The 16417-nt window shown below is 63.9% G+C and carries 14 protein-coding genes; 10 read left to right on the top strand and 4 right to left on the bottom strand.

All coding sequences use genetic code 11. The annotated features are described in order from the left end of the window. Window positions 1-27: 27 nt before the first annotated feature. On the top strand, window positions 28-948 hold the full coding sequence (locus tag AKG11_RS30450; protein ID WP_050746687.1) for an amino acid ABC transporter permease: 921 nt from the start codon (window positions 28-30) through the stop codon (window positions 946-948). Next, on the top strand, window positions 945-1733 hold the full coding sequence (locus AKG11_RS30455) for an amino acid ABC transporter ATP-binding protein (RefSeq protein ID WP_003501637.1): 789 nt from the start codon (window positions 945-947) through the stop codon (window positions 1731-1733). Before AKG11_RS30450 ends, AKG11_RS30455 begins: the two co-directional genes overlap by 4 nt. A gap of 4 nt (window positions 1734-1737) precedes the next feature. Here the strand turns inward: AKG11_RS30455 and AKG11_RS30460 are convergent, their stop codons facing one another. Genes AKG11_RS30460 through AKG11_RS30470 form a run of 3 tightly spaced genes read right to left on the bottom strand, consistent with a single transcriptional unit; the run spans window position 1738 to window position 4417 of the window. Beyond that, the gene (locus tag AKG11_RS30460; protein WP_003501635.1) at window positions 1738-2676 is read right to left on the bottom strand and encodes an ornithine cyclodeaminase; all 939 of its coding nucleotides are present in this window, start codon (window positions 2674-2676) and stop codon (window positions 1738-1740) included. A 10-nt stretch (window positions 2677-2686) separates the two neighbouring features. Next, window positions 2687-3397, bottom strand: a complete 711-nt coding sequence (locus tag AKG11_RS30465; protein WP_050746674.1) for a GntR family transcriptional regulator — start codon at window positions 3395-3397, stop codon at window positions 2687-2689. Between the two features lie 18 nt (window positions 3398-3415). Then, the gene (locus AKG11_RS30470) at window positions 3416-4417 is read right to left on the bottom strand and encodes an SIS domain-containing protein (RefSeq protein ID WP_050746675.1); all 1002 of its coding nucleotides are present in this window, start codon (window positions 4415-4417) and stop codon (window positions 3416-3418) included. A 146-nt stretch (window positions 4418-4563) separates the two neighbouring features. On the opposite strand from AKG11_RS30470, the gene AKG11_RS30475 reads away from it, so the two are divergent. From AKG11_RS30475 to AKG11_RS30485, 3 genes are all read left to right on the top strand, one after another. Beyond that, a complete protein-coding gene (locus AKG11_RS30475; protein ID WP_003501629.1) occupies window positions 4564-6048 on the top strand; it encodes an FAD-dependent oxidoreductase in 1485 nt (494 codons plus the stop codon). Between the two features lie 98 nt (window positions 6049-6146). Beyond that, on the top strand, window positions 6147-6986 hold the full coding sequence (locus AKG11_RS30480) for a sugar phosphate isomerase/epimerase family protein (protein WP_050746676.1): 840 nt from the start codon (window positions 6147-6149) through the stop codon (window positions 6984-6986). Window positions 6987-6997: 11 nt separating this feature from the next. Next, a complete protein-coding gene (locus tag AKG11_RS30485; RefSeq protein WP_050746677.1) occupies window positions 6998-9049 on the top strand; it encodes an NADH:flavin oxidoreductase in 2052 nt (683 codons plus the stop codon). A 13-nt stretch (window positions 9050-9062) separates the two neighbouring features. On the opposite strand, the gene AKG11_RS30490 is transcribed toward AKG11_RS30485, so the two are convergent. Then, entirely contained in the window at window positions 9063-10133 is a 1071-nt protein-coding gene (locus AKG11_RS30490; protein ID WP_050746678.1) for a LacI family DNA-binding transcriptional regulator, read from the bottom strand. A 227-nt stretch (window positions 10134-10360) separates the two neighbouring features. Between AKG11_RS30490 and AKG11_RS30495 the strand changes: the two genes are divergently transcribed. The 5 genes from AKG11_RS30495 (at window position 10361) to AKG11_RS30515 (ending at window position 16099) form a co-directional block, all read left to right on the top strand. Next, window positions 10361-11197 (top strand): transporter substrate-binding domain-containing protein, encoded by an 837-nt coding sequence (locus AKG11_RS30495; RefSeq protein WP_050746679.1) that lies wholly within the window; start codon window positions 10361-10363, stop codon window positions 11195-11197. Window positions 11198-11257: 60 nt separating this feature from the next. Further along, the gene (locus tag AKG11_RS35790) at window positions 11258-12766 is read left to right on the top strand and encodes an amino acid ABC transporter permease/ATP-binding protein (RefSeq protein ID WP_050746680.1); all 1509 of its coding nucleotides are present in this window, start codon (window positions 11258-11260) and stop codon (window positions 12764-12766) included. 18 nt (window positions 12767-12784) lie between these two features. Next, window positions 12785-13792 (top strand): Gfo/Idh/MocA family protein, encoded by a 1008-nt coding sequence (locus tag AKG11_RS30505; protein WP_050746681.1) that lies wholly within the window; start codon window positions 12785-12787, stop codon window positions 13790-13792. 43 nt (window positions 13793-13835) lie between these two features. Continuing rightward, window positions 13836-14966 carry an NAD(P)/FAD-dependent oxidoreductase gene (locus AKG11_RS30510; RefSeq protein ID WP_050746682.1) on the top strand — a complete coding sequence of 377 codons (1131 nt, stop codon included), beginning with the start codon at window positions 13836-13838 and terminating at the stop codon, window positions 14964-14966. Window positions 14967-15064: 98 nt separating this feature from the next. Further along, window positions 15065-16099, top strand: coding sequence for an IS110 family RNA-guided transposase (locus AKG11_RS30515; protein ID WP_050746683.1), 1035 nt, complete (start codon window positions 15065-15067; stop codon window positions 16097-16099). The last annotated feature ends 318 nt before the right edge of the window (window positions 16100-16417 follow it).

Consider the following 16417-nt stretch of genomic DNA (forward strand, 5'->3'; position numbering starts at 1 on the left):
GCCCGAAGCGGGCAGCTAGGAATGACGATGTCTGAAGAACCACTTTCGCGCCCCTCCATCCATGATGTGAAGCCCATTGCGGTGCCAAAGGTCGGCCACTGGATCGGCGGCGTGGCGCTTGCGATCCTCGCCGTCGTCTTCCTTCAGGTGCTCGTCACCAACAAGAACATGCAGTGGAGCGTCGTCGCCGAGTATATGTTCAACCCGGCGATCCTTTCCGGTCTCGGCATGACGCTGCTCCTGACGACGCTCGCCATGGTGCTGGGGCTGGCGATCGGCGTCGTGCTGGCCATCATGCGCCTGTCGGCCAGCAGCGTCTTCCAGTCGGTGAGCTGGGGCTGGATCTGGTTTTTCCGTGGCGTGCCGCCACTGGTGCAGATGATCTTCTGGTACAATCTGGCGCTTCTCCTGCCGGAGATCTCGATCGGTATTCCGTTCGGCGGGCCGAAGCTCATCTCCTGGAATACCAATGAACTCATCACGCCGTTCAGCGCCGCCATCATGGGCCTGGCCTTCACCGAAAGCGCCTATGCCGCCGAAATGATCCGCGCCGGCATCCAGGCGATCAATACCGGCCAGACGGAGGCCGCCGCGACGCTTGGGCTGACGCGCGGCCAGGCGCTTCGCCGTATCGTGCTGCCGCAGGCGCTGCGCATCGTCATTCCGCCGATCGGCAACGATACGATCTCGATGCTGAAATTCACCTCGCTCGTTTCCGTGCTGGCGCTGCCCGATCTGCTCTATTCCGCGCAGATGGTCTATGCGCGCACCTACCAGACCGTGCCGCTGCTTTTGGTCGCGACCATCTGGTATCTCGTGCTCACCACCATCCTGACGGCCGTGGAACATGCTGTCGAGCATCGATTGAAATCCGACCATCGCGCGGGTGAGAAGAAATCCGGCGGCATGTTCCGCCTGTTCGCGCGCCAACGGGAGGCCCAGGGATGAACGCCGAGATGATGATCGAACCGCTGCTGAAGGTCGAGCGCCTGCGCAAGAGTTTCGGCGCCCATGAGGTGTTGCGCGGCATCGATGTCGCGGTGATGCGCGGCGACGTGACCTGCATCGTCGGCCCTTCCGGTTCCGGCAAGAGCACGCTGCTGCGCTGCCTGAACTATCTCGAAAAGCCCACGGGCGGCGCCGTCTTCCTCAATGGTGAGCCCGTCGGCGTGCGCTGGAAGGGCGACAAGCTCTATGAGATGAGCTTCAACGAACTGGCCCGCCAGCGCCAGCGCATGGGCATGGTGTTCCAGGGCTTCCATCTGTTTCCGCACAAGACCGTGCTCGAAAATGTCATCGAGGCCCCGGTTCTCGTCAAGCGCGTCCCGCGGGCCGCGGCGGTCGAGGAGGCGATGGTGCTCCTGGAGCGCGTCGGCATGAAGGAGCGGGCGAACTACTATCCAGCCCAGCTCTCCGGCGGCCAGCAGCAGCGTGCGGCGATCGCCCGCTCTCTGGCGATGAAACCGGACGTGATGCTGTTCGACGAGCCGACCTCGGCGCTCGACCCGGAGCTTGTCGGCGAGGTTCTGGCCGTCATGCGGCAGTTGGCCGATGACGGCATGACCATGGTCGTGGTTACCCATGAAATGGGTTTTGCGCGCGATGTGGCCGACCATCTGATCTTCATGGATGGCGGGGTGATCGTGGAAGAAGGCCGGCCGGGGGACGTGCTGACGCGCCCGCAGCATGACCGCACGCGGGCGTTCCTGGCGCGCGTCCTGGCTGACGCGTAAAGCGTCAGCCGAGCGTCTGCGATAAGGCGGATGCGGTGAAAAGGTCGAGATGGGCACCGCCGTTGTTCTTGAACACGGTGATCTGGCCGGCGCCGGTACGGCCTTCTCTTTTTCCCTGCGCGAGTTCGAAAAGATCGGCCTTCACCGCGTCCCAGGTGATGGCGCCGGAGGCGACGGCCTGCGAAAGATCGCCGCCGCCTTTCATGTTGTTGCGGCTGTCGACGAAGATCGTGCCGCGCACAAGGGCTGCATCATCCGCCTCCCGAAGCGTGGGCAGGTAAGCGCCGACAAGATCGAGATGGGTGCCGGGCCGCAGGAGCGCGCCCTTGACCAGTGCTGTATCCGACATTGTCACGCAGGACACGATATCGGCGCGGGCGACGACGCCGTCGAGATCGTCGGTTGCCCTCGCGTCGATACCCGTTGCCCGAAGCTCGGCCGCCACGGCTTCGGCGCGGGCGGACGTGCGGTTCCAAATCGTGACCCTCCGCAACGACGGCCGGGCGGTCAGATGTGCTTCGGCAAAATGCGGCGCGAGAGCGCCGGCCCCGACGATCAGCAGGTCTTCCACATCCTCGCGGGCGAGAATGGCGGAGCCAAGGGCGGAGTCGGCGGCGGTCTTGCGCGCCGTCATGGCCGCGCCGTCGGCGACCAGCAGCGGTCCGCCGGTCTTGCCGTCAAACAGCGCTACCAGTCCCTGAACGGCGGGCTGCGGCGGCTCGAGATTCGCATTCTGCGGAAAGACGCCGACCATTTTCACGACGATCGGGCCGCCGGACGCCCAGCCGGGCAGGGTGACGAACTGTGCGTCGCCGCCGGCGGGATCGGATTGCACCACGACCTCGGAAGCAGGCATGCCGCCGAGATGCGCCTTGCGCAGGGCCTCGATCAGATACGGCCAGGGAAGCGCCGCGTGAACGGCGGCGGCGTCGAAAACATGCATGTCGAACCTTTCAGGTCTTGATCGTGTAGGTGACCAGATGGCTGGGCGTGACGAGCTGCGAAAAGGCGAGCGGTCGGCCCTCGGCATCGGTGACGATCTTTTCGATGCGATAAACGGGCTGGGCGGCGCTGACGGCAAGGATGGAGCGCTCGCCGGCGGTGGCAAGGGCGACATCGATCTGCCGCTCGGCATGAGCCGGCTCGATGCCGGCTTTTTCGCGCAGGGCCGCGAAGAAGGAACCGCCGCCGGCGACCGGCTTGATCACGTCGGGAAAGCGCAGCGCATCGAACCAGAGCGTTTCAAGCGTCATCGGCCGGCCGTTATCCTCCAGCAGCCTGTCGAAGCGGATCAGTGCTTCGGCCTGCAGCCGGGCCCGGATGGCCGGGGCGTCCGGATTGTCGGAACGCGAGAGGATGCGGTGGCCGGCCCTCCGGCCGAGCCCATCCATGGTCTCGGAAAAGCCTGACAGAGAGACCAGGGTCTGGCGTACCTTGCCCGGCATGACGATCGTGCCGCGGCCCTGCTGCCGCTGCAGGCGGCCATCGGCGCAAAGCTCTCCGATGGCGCGCCTGAGGGTGATCCGGCTGACCTCATAACGCGCCATCAACTCCGGTTCCGGAGGCAGGAAGCTGCCCTCGGCGAACTCGCCGGCATCGATGCCGGCGAGGATCGCGCGCCGGACCTGTTCATAGAGCGGCAAGAGATTCGCTTGGTCTTCCATCCGCTCTTCCGGGCTTTCTCAGTAGCTGATCTTTTTCATGTAGCGCCGCGCTTCCAGCATTTCGTGCTTGCGCAGGTCGGCGATCTTATAGGCGAAACGCCAGAGCGTGTCGAAGAAGATCAGCGGCACGACATTGCCCCGGAATTGCGGATCGATGCCCGAGAGATCGAGCTTTTCGGCATCGAGAACCAGAATGTTCTCCGCCGAGCCGAAGCGGTGCAGGAATTCGTCGGCGCGCTGTTCGAGCGGTCGCGTGCTGTCGAGGCCCTTCAGCAGGATGAAGGCGCGGTCCTTGTCCAGCACCTCGAAGGGGCCGTGGAAGAATTCGTTGGCGTGGATCGCCTGGCTGTTGATCCACTGCATTTCCATGAGCACGCAGATGGCGAAGGAATAGGCCGCGCCGTAGCTCGCGCCGCTGGCGACGGTATAGATCACGTCCTCCTTGGCAAAGCGTGGCGCGTAGTCCTCAAACATCGGCGCGAAGGTTGCATGCGCCCGATCGATCGCCGGCTGCAGGGCGGCAAGGCTGCCGATCAGCGTCCCGGTCAGGTCTTCGCCGCCGGTCAGCGCCACGAGGCCCATGACGATCTGGTAGATCCGCGAATAGTTGCTGTCCTTGGCATCGATCGGCACGCCGGTCGTGTAGGGCGCTTCGAAGCCGACGACATGATCGACCGCCTTGGCGAGCGGCGAGGCGGGCTCGACCGTCAGGCCGATGGTGGTCGCGCCCTTCGAGCGTGCGAATTCGGCCGCGGCGGTAGTTTCCTTCGTGGTGCCGGTCATCGAGCAGAGAATAACCAGCGATTTCTTGTCGAGCGCACGCGGCGCGCGGGAGACGAACTCGGCGGCGTTGTAGACATCCGAGGGCAGCGGTGAATGCTGGTCGAGCAGGAACTTTGCCGGATGCATGACCGACAGCGAGCCGCCGCAGGCGACGAAGAACACATGCTTCACCGATTTTGCGTCAAGCGCGGAGAGCCCGGCAACGACGCCGGCATCGAAGGCAGAGGGGAGGGACATGGGCGAACCTTTCTATATGACGTTATAATACGTATTATAGCCTCGGCTTTGTCGTCAAGCGGTCTTGACACCATTGGCAAAATTTTGCGAACGTTCTCACATTCGGAGTAAGAATCTGTCGCTGTGGCGATGGCGGGGAGGTGAGCGTGAGCGGTGTCTACGACACACTCGTAGTCGGCGGAGGCATCATCGCCGCATCGGCAGGGCAGCACTTGGCGGCGGCCGGCTATCGCACGTTGCTGGTCGAGCGCGACGACTATGGTGCGGGGACATCCAGCAGAACCTCGCGCCTGCAGCATTGCGGGCTCGGCTATCTCTCGGCCGCCAGCGGCTCGATCGCCACCTTTCTCGCCCATCCGCGCAGCGCCATCGAGTGCCTCAGCCTGATGCGCCGCGCGATGCAAGGGCGGGCGGAGTTTGTGCGCCTGGCGCCCGAGCGGGTAAAACCCGTCACCTTCATCGTTCCGCTAACTCCGGAAAACGCCATTCCCCGTTGGAAGGCCCGGCTTGCCTTTCGCCTGATGGCAGCCAGCGACGGCGGCCGGGTGCCGCTCGACCTTCGCATTCTGTCTGCCGCGGAAGCGCGGGCGCATCCGGGGCTTCAGGGCATGGCGGGGTTGCAGGATATCGGCGGAGCGATGACTTTCACCGAATACCAGTATCATTGGCCGGAGCGCATCGTTGTCGATACGATCATGAAGGCCCGGGCGATCGGCATGGAGGCGCTGAACCATACGGCGGTGACGGGGCTGGCGCGGGAGGGCGACTTCTGGCGGATTACACTGGAGGCAGCCAAGGGCTCGCGCGACGTTCTCGCGCGCGCCGTCGTCAATTGCGCCGGCGTTTGGGTCGACGAGATCACCGCCATGGCTGGGGCTCCGCATCTGCGCAAGAATACCGGCGAAAAGGGCACGAATATCGTCGTTCGGCTACCAGAAAGCCTGCGCGGCATCGGTTTCGAGACCGTGACTGCGGCCGGCGCGCCCTTCTATTTGATCCCCTTGGGCGAACTTCATTATGTCGGGCCCTGGGATTCTATCTCGGACGGCAGGTCGGAAGGTTTTCGCGCCACGGAGGCCGAGATTGCGGCCATTCTCGATCAGCTCGGCCGCCTGTTCCCGGGCTTCGGGCTAACGCGCGAGGATGTGCTCTATGCCTGGGCGGGCGTGCGGCCGCGTAGCCTCGCCAAGGACGGCAGGGGTTCCGCGCCCGCTGTTCGCGAGCATGACCTCACCGACGAAGGCCTGCCGAATGTCTTCACTTTCACCGGCGGGCTGCTGATGACCCATCGCGACGCCGGGCGGCGGCTGAGGCGCGCCGTTGCCCGCCGGCTGAGGCCGTCCGGCTCGCCACGCCCGCTGGACCTGCCTTTGCCGCCCCACCCGGATTTGCATTGTGTCACCGAAGCCTCGGTCGCCCATGCCGTCCTCAACGAGCAGGCATGCACGCTCTCGGACATCCTTCGCCGCCGCCTCTCCGTCGGCTGGGAGGCGGATCTCGGTCGACGCTTTGCGGAAACGGCTGCCAAACTGGCGGCGCGACATCTGGGCTGGACGCCGGATGAGGCTGCGACGCAGGCCGCCGCCTTCATCGAGGAGACAATGACCGAATTCGGTCTCAGGACGCCTTAGCCCGGCAACAATACACGAATTTGTACGAAATCATGAGAGAACGTTCTCACAATATTTGAGAATTCTTTTATACAGGCGACCATTGGAGGAGTAGAGACATGGCACTGGATGAACGTAATATCAGCGTGATGAATTTCCACTATGTCCGGCATACGATGGATCGGTTTCTGGCCGATGTCTGCGAGGCCGGCGTCTCTCGCATCGAGCTATGGGCCGCCGCGCCGCATTTCTATATCGGTGACAAGACGCTGGCCGATGCGCGGGCGCTGGGACGAAAAGTGCGGGGCATGGGCCTCGATATCGTCGCCTTCACGCCGGAGCAGTGCATCTATCCGATCAACATCTCAGCGAAGGAAGCGGAGCTGCGCGACCGTTCGGTGCGCTATTTCCTGGAATCCATGGAATTCGCCACCGAATGCGGTGCCCCGGCACTTCTGGTGACGGCAGGCGGCGGTTATCGCGACGAGCCCGCGGAACAGGCGCTGGAGCGCTGCGTCGATTCCATGGGCATCCTCTGCGACCGCGCGCAAAAACTCGGCATCGATCTCTGGATGGAATCACTGCCGGATTCCTTTGCCAACATCATCCGCTCGGCCAGGGAAATCCGCAACCTGATGGACACGCTGAACAGCCCCGAGCTGTTCGCGGTCTATGACGTGGCAGGCGCGGTGATGACACATGAGACGCCTCAGGATTATTTTACCCATCTCGCCGGCCGCGTCGCGCATGTGCATTTCACAGATTCCGATGCCGGTGGCAGTCATCTCGCCTGGGGCGACGGCATCATCGACCTCGACGAACTTACCGCCTATCTGCGCAGCCAGAATTACGAGGGTTCGCTGACGATCGAACTGACCAACTGGAAATACAATGTCGATCCCACCCCGCCCCTGAAACAGTGCATCGAGGCCATGCGCAAGGCCCTCGGTCCGGCTTAGGCGGTGCGGGCATGGAGGAGAAAAATCCGGCCGTTGCGCCAGCAGGAAGGGCCGATCCGCTGCTGCGGCCGTTGCAGGTTGGCCGGCTCACCCTGCGCAACCGGATCATGAGCACCAGCCACGAGACCGCCCTCGACGAGGGCGGCCTTCCGCTCGACGCCTATCAGCGCTATCACGAGGAAAAGGCCAAGGGCGGGCTCGCGCTGACGATGTTCGGCGGCTCGGCGCGCGTTTCCGCCGATACGAGCTGGGGTGGCACGCAGCTCGACGTGTCGAGCGATGCGGTCGTCCCGGTGTTCCGTGCCTTCTCCGAACGCGTCCATCGCCATGGCGCGGCGCTGATGTGCCAGATCTCCCATGTCGGCCGGCGTGCCAACGCCACTGTCGGCGCCTGGCTTCCCGCGCTCGGCCCCTCCCACTCGCGCGAGGACTATAACCGCAGCTTTGCACATGAAATGGACCGCCACGACATCGCGCGCATCGTGCGCGACTTCGGCCAGTCAGCGCGGCGCGCGCGGGAGGGCGGGCTTGACGGCATCGAGACGATGACCGGCGGCCATTTGATTGGGCAATTCCTGTCGCCGATGGTCAATCGCCGCACGGATGAGTTCGGCGGCTCCTTGGAAAACCGCATGCGCTTCCTGCGCATGGTCCACGAGGAGATCCGCCGGGAGGTCGGTAGCGATTATCCGGTGGGCATCCGCTACACGATCGATGAGGACCACAAGGACGGCTTGAGCTTCGCCGAGGCGGTTACGGCTGCCAACAGGCTGGAGCGGGAAGGGCTGGTCGATTTCTTCAACTGTATTTTCGGCCGGTTCGACACGCGTCTCAACCTGCTCGTCTACAACATTCCCGACATGACGGCCGCCTCCGCGCCGTGGCTGCATCAGGTCGGATCGTTCAAGGCACAGACGGATCTTCCGGTCTTCCACGCCGCGAAGATTGCCGATGTCGCGACGGCGCGTTACGCGGTCGAAGCAGCGCTGGTCGATATGGTCGGCATGACGCGGGCGCACATGGCCGACCCCCAGATCGTCAACAAGCTGCGAGCAGGCCGGGAACAGGAAATCCGCCCCTGCGTGGGCGCTTCGCACTGTCTCTATCGCCCGGTGCATTGCATCCACAATCCGGCGACAGGTCGTGACACCTGGCTGCCGCAGGTGATCGAGCGCTCGCCGCAGGCGGGACGAAAGGCAGTCGTCGTCGGGGGCGGACCGGCGGGGCTGGAGGCGGCGCGGGTGCTTGCTGCGCGGGGACACCGGGTTGTACTGCTGGAGGCGGCCGATCGGCTTGGCGGGCAGCTGGTGCTGGCCGCGAGAACCAGGCTTCGTCGCGCCCTGATCGGCATCATCGACTGGCGCGCCGCCGAACTGGAGCGGCTCGGCGTCGACGTTCGGCTGAATGTGTACGCGGAGGCGGCCGAGGTTCTTGCCGAACAACCCGACTTGGTTTTCGTCGCCACCGGCGGCATTCCGGATTTTGGTCCGGTCGCAGGCAGCGACCTTTGCCTCAGTGTCTCCGATGCGCTCGGCAATCCAATGCAGATCGCTGACGAGGTGCTGATCTACGACGCGACCGGACGCCATCCCGCACCCTCGGCTGCCGCGGAAATTGCCTCTGCGGGAAAGAGGGTGACATTCGTTGCCCGCGACCCCTCCGTCGCGCCGGAAATGGAGCACCATTCGAGCATCACCTATCGCAAGGCGCTCGCCGAACGGGATGTTCGGGTGCTGCTAGAATACGAATTGGTGTCGGTGAGCGTGCGGGAGGGGCGACGCGAGGTGGTGTTGCGCCACCTGCTGACTGGCCGGGAAATGCTCGAGACCCACGCGCAGGTTATTGTCGAGCATGGCACCGTGCCGGTGAACGACCTTTTCGCGGACCTGCGCCAGCTCTCAGCAAATGACGGCGCCACGGCGGTCGAAAGCCTACTGGGCGCCGCGCCCTTACGCGCGCGGCCGCCCGCCGGCTTCGAATTACATCGGATCGGCGACGCCGTCAGCAGCCGGTCGGTCCATGCCGCCATGCTGGATGCCCTGCGGCTTGCGGTACAGTTCTGAGGATGTCTCGATGTTATACTGGAGCGTCGGCGATGGAGGCGCGGTCGACGACTTCGGTGTGCAGAACGATGCGGTTGGCCGCGCCGGCCTTTCCGTTTAGCCGTGCGACCAACAGTTTGGCCGCCGCCTCACCGAGACCGTAGACGGGCTGACGTACGACGGTGACGGGCGGCGTCGTAACAGACGTCCAGTCCGCGTCGTGGAAAGAGACCAGCGACAGGTCGTCCGGAATGCTGAGCCCAAGGTCACGGCAAACCTTGAACACTTCAAGGCCTATCACGCTGTCCGACGCGATGATGGCCGTCGGGCGTTGTGCCGATTGCAGCATTGCGGTGACGATGCGATGCGTTTGTTCCGGCGTCGCGGCGCCGACATGCACCCAATCCTCCATGCCGATCAGGCCAGCTTCGCGACAGACGCCGAGAAACCCTTCGATGCGCCGGCGCACCGAGCCGGTATTGATGTCTTCCGCCGCATGGAAGCGGTGATCGGGCGTATCGCAGGCGGTGAGATAAGCGATGCGGTGATGACCAAGCGAGACGAGCCGGCGGGTAATGCCCTCAGCAGCGTGGCGGTCGTCGGCTATGACGGTATCGACGTCGAGTGCGTCGCTGCCGCGATCCAGCAACGCGAGCGGCAGGCCGGAGCGGGCGGCTTCGCGCAGGTGCTCGACATCGCTTTCCTTGGCCGGCGAGACGATGAGGCCATCGACACGTTTCGCAAGCAAGGTCCGGATCGCCGCTTTTTCGGTAGCAACGTCTTCGCCGGAATTTATGAGGATGACGGTGAAGCCCGCCTGTCGGGCAACATCGGTGATGCCGCGCACCGCAAGGCTGAAGAACGGGTTTTCGATATCGCCCACCACGACGCCAATCGTGCCCGAGCGGCCCGTCGTCATGCTGCGGGCGAGTTCGTTCGGTCGGTAATCGAGCGCGCGTGCGGCGGCGGTAACGGCCTCGCGTACCCGGTTGCTGACAGTTCCATAGTTGCCCAGAACGCGTGCGGCAGTCGCCTTCGAGACGCCGGCTTTATGCGCAACGTCGGCAACGGTGACGGAGGTGTTTCGCGGTGGGCTCTGATCCATGAGCGGTAGCCTTACAAGAGATATTGACGACTGGCAAATGCGAAGATAACAATCGTCAAAAGCCAAAGAGACCGGTCTCTTTTATAATGAGACCGGTCTCAAGGAATAAGAAGCACAAATTCCAGCATGCGAGGCGCATGGGTTGGACGCGCGGATAATGCCGCCGTCCGGATAGGATCCCGTATGCCTTGAAGACATCGCAAACACCACCAGAGGAGACGAAACGAATGCGACTTATCGAAGCTCTCACTTCCCCCTTTGCCCGGCTGCGTGCAGGCGCCCTCGCGGTTGCCTTTGGCGTGCTGGCGAGCGCCCCGACGGCGGCACTCGCCCAGGACAATCCGCTGGGTCTCGTCGATCCCGCAGTCATCAGTGTCGGCACGATGGGCGATGCCAAGCCCTATGCCTTCACCACAGCCGACGGCAACTTCACCGGCTTCGACATCGAACTCTTCCTCAATGTTGCCGAGCGCCTCGGCTTCAAAAAGGAGCAGGTGATCTTTACAGGTCAGGAGTTCTCCGCCCTGATGCCGTCGGTCGCCAACAGCCGCTTCGACGTTGCCGCCGCCGCCATCGGCACGACGGACAAGCGCAAGGAGACAGTCGATTTCTCGGATGGTTATCTCGCGGGCTTCCTTACCGTGATGACGTCTGATGCCGGCATCACCGATGCCGCCGGCCTCAAGGGCAAGCGCCTTGGCGTGGTGCAGGGCACGCTGCAGGAAATCTATGCCGAGAAGAATTTCACCGGCGCCGACCTGGTGAAGTTCCCCGACAACAACTCCGCCGTCTCCGCGCTCAACAACGGCACGGTCGATGCGCATTTCCTCGATTACGAGGCGGCAAAGGATTATTCGGCGCGCTACCCCGAGCTGAAGATCGCCGTCAACATCCCGAGTTTCGACGCGCCGGCCGGTTTCGTCGTCCGCAAGGGCAATGACGCCCTGCGCGAGGCGCTGAACAAGGGCCTCAAGGCCGCCATGCAGGACGGCACCTGGAAGACCCTGCATGAAAAATGGTTCCCCGGCACGCCGATGCCGGACGCCTATCTTCCCAAGCAGTGATGCCGTATTGCCGGTCCGGCCTCGTCGGTCGGACCGGTCTTTCTTTCAAGGGACCTCCTGATGAACTGGCTTGAAAACCTGCGCCGCAGCTTCCTTGACTGGAACGCCATGGCCGAAGTCCTGCCGACCATGATCACGGTCGGCCTGAAGAACACGCTGATCCTTGCCGCGGCCTCGACGGTGCTCGGCGTCGCCATCGGCATGGTGCTCGCCATCATGGGCATTTCCAGGTCGCCCTGGCTGCGCATCCCCGCCCGCCTCTATACGGATATCTTTCGCGGCCTGCCGGCCATCGTCACCATCCTGCTGATCGGCCAGGGGTTTGCCCGCATCGGGCGCGAACTGTTCGGCCCGTCGCCCTATCCGCTCGGCATCCTCGCGCTCAGCCTGATCGCCGGCGCCTATATCGGAGAGATTTTCCGATCGGGCATCCAGAGCGTCGATCGCGGCCAGATGGAAGCCTGCCGGGCACTGTCGATGAGCTACGGCCAGGGCATGCGCCTCATCGTCGTGCCGCAGGGCGTGCGCCGCGTGCTGCCGGCCCTCGTCAACCAGTTCATCGGCAACGTCAAGGATTCGAGCCTGGTCTATTTCCTCGGCCTGCTGGCCTCGGAACGCGAAATATTTCGCGTCGGGCAGGACCAGGCCGTGGTGACGGGCAACCTTTCGCCGCTGCTCCTTGCGGGCGTCTTTTATCTCGTTGTTACCGTGCCGCTCACCCATGTGGTCAATGCCATCGACAATCGCCTGCGCATCGGCAAGCAGCGCCCGGCGATCATCACCAGCGGGCTGGAGGAGGTCAGCGAACTGGACGGTGTCGGCCGTACCTCCGGAACTGCCTTCAAGGGCGGAAGCCTCGATGTACGCAATCTCGGCATGGCCTATGGCGAGCTTGATGTACTCAAGGGCGTCGACCTCTCGGTGAAGCCGGGCAGCGTCACCTGCATCATCGGCCCGTCCGGCTCCGGCAAGTCGACGCTGCTGCGCGGGCTCAATCGTCTCGTCGAGCCGAAGAGCGGCGAGATCCTCATCGATGGCGAGAGCATCCTTGCCATGAAGCCGGAAACCCTGCGCCGGCGGGTCGGTATGGTATTCCAGCACTTCAACCTCTTCCCCGACCACACAGCGCTGGAAAACGTCATGCTCTCGCTGACGAAGATCAAGGGCCTGCCGAAGGCCGAGGCCGAGCGCATCGCCAAGGCGCGACTTGCCGATGTCGGCCTTGCGAGCCGGCAGCATCACCGTCCCGGCGGCCTCTCGGGCGGCCAGCAGCAGCGCGTCGCCATCGCCCGCGCGCTCGCCATGGAACCGGAAGTCATTCTCTTCGACGAGGTGACAAGCGCGCTCGATCCCGAACTGGTCAAGGGCGTGCTCAACCTGATGGCCGATCTCGGCACGCGCGGCATGACCATGGTCGTCGTCACGCATGAAATGGGCTTTGCCCGCCGCGTCGCCGATCAGGTCGTCTTCATGGACGAAGGGCGCGTGGTGGAAGCGGGCACGCCCGAGGCGATCTTCGACAATCCGCAAAGCCCGCGCCTCCAGCGCTTCCTTGCGGAAGTGCTCTGAGGCGGGAAGGAGGACACCATGACACCACGGATACGATGGGGCGTGCTCGGCTGCGCGAGCATCGCGGCGAAAGCGGTCATCCCCGCCATCCAGTCCAGCCGCCTCGGCCGCGTGACTGCCATTGCCTCCCGCGATCTGGACAGGGCCACGGAGATGGCGGCGCGCTTCGGCATTCCCAAGGCCCATGGCAGCTACGAGGATCTCCTGGCCGATCCCGAGATCGATGCGATCTACAACCCGCTACCCAATCACCTGCATGTGCCTCTGACGATCAGGGCGCTGGAACATGGCAAGCCGGTGCTCTGCGAAAAGCCGATCGCGCTGGATGCCGCACAGGCGATGGAGCTTGCGGCCGCGCAGAAGGCCGCCGGCCTCCCGGTCGCCGAAGCCTTCATGGTGCGCCATCACCCGCAATGGAAGACGGCGCGCGCATTGGTGAACGAGGGACGGCTCGGCGAGGTGAGGGCCATCCAGACGATCTTCTCCTATTATCTGGACGACCCGCGGAATGTGCGCAACCAAGCGGATATCGGCGGGGGCGGCCTGTTCGACGTCGGCTGCTACGCCGTAAACACCGCCCGCTTCCTGTTCGGCGCGGAGCCGCTGCGGGCGATCGCCTTGATGGAGAGGGATCCCGCCTTCGGCACGGACCGGCTGACGAGCGGGCTGCTGGCGTTTCCCGAGGGCCGGCAGCTTGCCTTCACCTGTTCGACCCAGCTTGCCCTCACGCAGAAGGTCACGGTCCTCGGAACGCGGGCGCGCCTGGAAATCCCCATTCCCTTCAATGCGCCGGCCGATGCGCCGACCCGGCTCGTGCTGGACGACGGCCGCGATCTTGCCGGAGGCGGGCGCGAGGAGATCGCCATCGCACCCGTCGACCAGTACCGCGAGCAGGCCGATGCCTTCGCTGAAGCCGTGCTCTCCGGCACGCCGCTCGATATGGGGCTGAAGGATACGGTCGCCAACATGAAGGCGATCGACGCGCTCTTCCGCTCCGCCGTCAGCGGCCGCTGGGAAGAGCCTTGAAGCCTGATCCATCCGCATAACCAACCGACTGAAAGACACCACCATGACCGACAACACCATTTCTTCGGCAGTCATCATCGGCGCCGGCATTTTCGGCGTCTCCACGGGCGTGCAGCTTGCGCGGCGCGGCATCCGCGTGACCATTCTCAACGACGGCCCGCCGGCCAACGGGGCTTCCGGTCGCTCGCTCTCCTGGCTGAACTCGGCACGTATGCGCTCGGAACCCTATCACCAGCTGCGCATGGCCGGCATCGACCGCTACCGCACGCTTGCGGCGCGGTTTCCGGATGCCGACTGGCTTCGCTTCGACGGCGGCCTGACCTGGGATGCCGACGACGCGCGCAACGAAATCGACGCGGCCTTTCGCTACGAAGTCTCGCTTGCCTACGATGCGCAGTGGCTTCCGGCCGCTGCCGTCGCCGGCGTCACGCCCGGCATCGATGCGCGCGCAATCACGCGGCAGGGCGCGATTTTCAATCCCGGTGAAGGCTGGGTCGATCTGCCGGCGCTGATCGGCCTGCTTCTCAAGGAGTTTTCCGCGCTCGGGGGCGTGCTGGTAACGGAGCAGGGGACCGCGCGGGTCGTTGTCGACGGCGGCCGTGCCGTCGGCGCTGAAACGGCAAAGGGCGAACGTTTCCTGGCGGATGCCGTCGTGCTGGCGACCGGCCCCGCCGTGCCGAGGATGGCCGCCGAGAGCGGGCACACTATCGGCGACGGGACGCCGATCGCCCTTCTCGTGCAGACCAGGCCGCTCGCCCATCCCCTGCGCGCCGTCCTGAACACGCCGCGCGTCGCCGTTCGTCCAGCGCCGGGCGGCAGCTTCGCGCTGGATGCTGACTGGGCGGCGGACGAGGGCGTGAGGCTGCGCGCGGATGGCGGCTACCACATTGACGAGGCCGTCGTGGATGCCTTGCTGGCCGAGGCCGCGAAGGTGATGGAGGGCAATCCGAAGCTTGAGGTCGCTTCCATCGGCGTCGGCGGTAAGCCAATCCCCGGTGATGGCGAGCCTGTTGTCGGCGCGTTGAAGGCCATCCCGGGCTACTACGTCGCCTTCAGCCACAGCGGGGCAACGCTTGGCCTCATCGTTGGCGAACTGCTGGCTCACGAAATCGCGACGGGCGCCGAGCATCCTATGCTTGCAACCTTCCGGCCGGAGCGTTTTGCGTCAAGATAGGCGAACGGGAGAGCCCCGCCGTGTTGATTATGGGATGGCCCGCCCTTCCGAGGACATCGAGTATGATGTCCTTCTCTTGAAGGGAAAGGAGCCGTGCCATGCAGATTTCCATATTGGGTATCGACATCGGGAAGAACAGCTGCAGCGTTGTTGGGGTAGATGAGCGCGGCGCTGTGGTTGTCCGTCGAACGATGCGGCGACAGACATTGATCGAATTCGTCGAGAAGCTGCCAACCTGTGTTATCGCGATGGAGGCCTGTTGTGGTGCTCACCATCTTGGCCGGCTCTTTATCGCGAGCGGTCATGAGATCCGGCTGATGTCGCCGGAATATGTCCGCCCATATGTAAAGGCGCAGAAGAATGATGACAGAGATGCCGAGGGCATTGCCGAGGCGGCATCTCGCCCGACGATGCGGTTTGTTGAACTGAAGAGCAAGGAGCAGTTAGATATCCAGACATTGCACAGGGTTCGATCACGCCTCGTTGCGGAAAGAACGACACTGATCAATCAGATGCGCGCGATCCTACTGGAACGCGGCCTGATCTTCGCCGCTGGCCGGTGCAAATTTGAGCGTGCTGTCGACACACTGCTGGAAGAGCAGGCCAGTGGCTTATCGGAGCGCGTTCACCGGCTGGTTGCCGAGCTTCGAGACGAATGGAAGGTGCTCGACACCAAGATTGCAGTTCTCAATGCCGAGTTCTTGTCGCTGGCCCGAGATAATCTCGCAGCGCGCAGGCTGACAACTATTCCAGGCATTGGGGCGCTGAATGCTACAGCGCTGATCGCCGCTATAGGAAATGCCAGCGGCTTTGATCGTGCCAGAGATCTCGGCGCTTGGTTGGGGCTCGTACCACGACAGTTTACGACCGGAGGCAAGCCACGGCTGCTGGGCATCACAAAGCGTGGTAACGTCTACCTCCGAACTCTGCTTGTGCACGGCGCGCGAGCGGCCATGCCGACACTCAGTCGGAGTGATACCCCTCTCGGGCAATGGCTCCGAGGCCTGCTTTCCCGGGGTATGCACCGCAATGTCGTGATCGTGGCGCTGGCAAACAAGCTCGCCCGCATTGCCTGGGCGGTATTACGAAAGGACTGCCCATTCGAGCGAGCGTACGGCGCCACCGCGGCGTAACAAGATTGGCTGCGTCCAGCTGCAGCCCATGATGTTTGCGAGAAGGACCGTAGATGGCCTGACAGTTGACCGGCGTGCGGAAAGCCCAGCAGTGGCAATGGCTCATTGAAGCCGTGTTGATTATTGAGGCTCCGGACGTGCGGATATCCATCTTGGCCACGGCGTGACCGTGAGACCGAATACGTTGAAGCAGACTGTACAGGGATCTAAAATTCTACTTGCGAACAGGGCGGGCCATACGTTGCCACTGATGGGTTGGATGCCCCTCCCACCGGCATCGCATTGTGCCAAGATGGTGATGCGTTACGTCACCAACAC

The sequence above is a fragment of the Shinella sp. SUS2 genome (genome assembly GCF_001262505.1).
Taxonomy (GTDB): Bacteria; Pseudomonadota; Alphaproteobacteria; order Rhizobiales; family Rhizobiaceae; genus Shinella.

What these genes read in the sequence shown, in the direction of transcription:
- AKG11_RS30470 (WP_050746675.1), bottom strand. Translation starts at nt 4,417, where the DNA reads ATGTCCCTCCCCTCTGCCTTCGATGCCGGCGTCGTTGCCGGGCTCTCC.
- AKG11_RS30465 (WP_050746674.1), bottom strand. Translation starts at nt 3,397, where the DNA reads ATGGAAGACCAAGCGAATCTCTTGCCGCTCTATGAACAGGTCCGGCGC.
- AKG11_RS30515 (WP_050746683.1), top strand. Translation starts at nt 15,065, where the DNA reads ATGCAGATTTCCATATTGGGTATCGACATCGGGAAGAACAGCTGCAGC.
- AKG11_RS35790 (WP_050746680.1), top strand. Translation starts at nt 11,258, where the DNA reads ATGAACTGGCTTGAAAACCTGCGCCGCAGCTTCCTTGACTGGAACGCC.
- AKG11_RS30450 (WP_050746687.1), top strand. Translation starts at nt 28, where the DNA reads ATGTCTGAAGAACCACTTTCGCGCCCCTCCATCCATGATGTGAAGCCC.
- AKG11_RS30480 (WP_050746676.1), top strand. Translation starts at nt 6,147, where the DNA reads ATGGCACTGGATGAACGTAATATCAGCGTGATGAATTTCCACTATGTC.
- AKG11_RS30505 (WP_050746681.1), top strand. Translation starts at nt 12,785, where the DNA reads ATGACACCACGGATACGATGGGGCGTGCTCGGCTGCGCGAGCATCGCG.
- AKG11_RS30510 (WP_050746682.1), top strand. Translation starts at nt 13,836, where the DNA reads ATGACCGACAACACCATTTCTTCGGCAGTCATCATCGGCGCCGGCATT.
- AKG11_RS30485 (WP_050746677.1), top strand. Translation starts at nt 6,998, where the DNA reads ATGGAGGAGAAAAATCCGGCCGTTGCGCCAGCAGGAAGGGCCGATCCG.
- AKG11_RS30460 (WP_003501635.1), bottom strand. Translation starts at nt 2,676, where the DNA reads ATGCATGTTTTCGACGCCGCCGCCGTTCACGCGGCGCTTCCCTGGCCG.
- AKG11_RS30495 (WP_050746679.1), top strand. Translation starts at nt 10,361, where the DNA reads ATGCGACTTATCGAAGCTCTCACTTCCCCCTTTGCCCGGCTGCGTGCA.
- AKG11_RS30490 (WP_050746678.1), bottom strand. Translation starts at nt 10,133, where the DNA reads ATGGATCAGAGCCCACCGCGAAACACCTCCGTCACCGTTGCCGACGTT.
- AKG11_RS30455 (WP_003501637.1), top strand. Translation starts at nt 945, where the DNA reads ATGAACGCCGAGATGATGATCGAACCGCTGCTGAAGGTCGAGCGCCTG.